Origin of the sequence: Bacillus sp. JJ1474, assembly GCF_036965225.1 — a bacterium.
Lineage (GTDB): Bacteria > Bacillota > Bacilli > Bacillales > Cytobacillaceae > Cytobacillus.
Map to the genome: position 1 here is coordinate 1 of NZ_JBALPC010000271.1, position 696 is coordinate 696.

The window sequence follows — 696 nt, forward strand, 5'->3', positions numbered from 1 at the left end:
TAATAAATTATAAAGAAGTGATTTTTTGTGAAAAAATTGATATTTATTTCAGTTCTCCTTTTATTACTTCTTTTTGGTTGCAAAGGCTATAAAGAAATAATTTTTGACCCATCTAAATTAAAAGTAATAAATACTGCTTGGGATGAACAGGGGAATGAAACATACATCAAATATGAAGCACCATCTGTAAAAGATGGCATAGAAGCACTGCCATTTATAATAAAATTACCCAAGACGATACCTTTTGAAACCGATGGTTTTAAACCTGCTATTATAGAGGATTTAGAAAATGACGGAAAAAAGTTATTGGTCACTTTTCGTGCTTATTCGAAAGAAGAGAATCCGGATCATCCGATAATTTTGAAAATCATAGTATACAATTTCAATATATCCCCACCCCAACCCAAATATTATGATGAAGTGAAATTAAAAAATGGTGTTGTTGGCAAATACTCGCCATCAAATCTTTATTTTCAAATAGATGATATTGAATATCATATTCATATTTTTGGTTTACCTAATGATGATAATTATCCAAAGGTGTTATTCAATATCGCCAATCAAATGATGTAAATTATGCAATTTAAGAATCTAATAATTGAAATGGAATAATGCCCGTGGGACTTGCCACTGTCCTTTTTCGCGCAACAAAGTTTAATAAGTGCTACTCCACAATCTGGCCCTTAACATAAAGAA

The 696-nt window shown here is 30.6% G+C and carries 1 protein-coding gene; it reads left to right on the plus strand.

The genetic code is table 11. The annotated features are described in order from the left end of the window. Window positions 1-27: 27 nt before the first annotated feature. Window positions 28-573, plus strand: a complete 546-nt coding sequence (locus V7164_RS24250; protein ID WP_335355494.1) for a hypothetical protein — start codon at window positions 28-30, stop codon at window positions 571-573. Window positions 574-696 lie beyond the last annotated feature (123 nt).